This window comes from Alcanivorax sp. HI0083 (assembly GCF_001635175.1).
Genome location: NZ_LWFX01001532.1, coordinates 1 through 1,143, shown reverse-complemented (window position 1 = coordinate 1,143; position 1,143 = coordinate 1). Strand labels below are relative to the sequence as shown.

The 1,143-nt window shown below is 62.7% G+C and carries 1 pseudogene; it reads right to left on the bottom strand.

Features of this window, described 5'->3' with window-relative positions:
• Window positions 1–1,143, bottom strand: a pseudogene (locus A3754_RS23040) (chromosome segregation protein SMC); the annotation flags it as partial.

The following is a 1,143-nucleotide window of genomic DNA, read 5'->3' as shown; positions in this document are numbered from 1 at the left end:
AAATCTGTTCGCGGGTGCTTTCCAGCTGCTCTTTCAGGCTATCCACGGTGGCCTGGAGGGTGTCAATGTCACCTTCCAGAGTCTCCAGCTCACGGCGGCGCTCGAGGATGCCGGCTTCCTGATCTTCCTCTTTGGCCACTTTCAGCCAGTCCGGGCCCAGCCAGATACCGTCACGGGTCACCACGGATTCGTGGGCCTCCAGCTGGCCACGCAGGGTCAACGCCGCATCCAGATTATCGGCCACGTACACCCCGGCCAGCAGACCTTCCGGAGCCTGCCCCTGAACGTGTTCACGCAGTAGCGTGGATTTGCTGCCCGCCGCCGTCGTGGCGCTGGGGCTAACCAGCGCCACCCGGCCATGGGACAGGTCATCCAGCCATTCCCCGAGCTGATCAAAACCGCTAACGGCGACGGCCTGAATGCTGTCGCCCAGCACCGCTTCCAGGGCTTTTTCCCAGCCTTCCGCCACTTGCAGCTGGTCAGCCAGCCGCGGTTCGTCATCCAGCTCATGCCGGGTCAACCAGTCGCTGACCGCACCATCGTCGCCCATGGCCGCTTTCTGCAGGGCTTCCAGGGAGGTGCGACGGCCCTTCAGGCTTTGCAGCTTCTCGCGGGCCTCATCCAGCTGACGGCCCCGGTCGCCGTTATCGCGGCGGAGCTGATTGATCTCTTCCTGCAGGGACTCGCTGCGCAGTTCGTTTTCTTCCGACTGCCCGCGATATTGCTCTACCTGTTCTTCCAGCTCGCGCATTTCCTGGGCCAGCGGGCCGGCATCCAGGGATTCCTGCTCTTTCTTCAGGCGGTCGATACGGTCGCGAAGTCGCTCCTGGGACTTGTCCAGATGCTGAATGCGGGACTGCTCCACCTCGGCCTGACGGCGTGATTCCCCGGACTTGCCGTTGAACTCTTCCCACGCCTGCTGCCAGTTCTGCATGGTCTCTTCAGCCAGCGCCAACGCTTCGCTGGAGGCTTCCTGCTGTTCGGAGACCATTTCCAGTTCTGGCTCGCGCTCGGCCAGAATGGCCTCCAGTTCTGCCACTTTCTCGCTGTCGATACGCAGGTGTTCGTCGCCTTCTTTCCAGCTGGCGCGCACCTGATCCAGCTCTTCGTACAGCTGCTGCTTGCGCTCGCGCTGATGCTGGA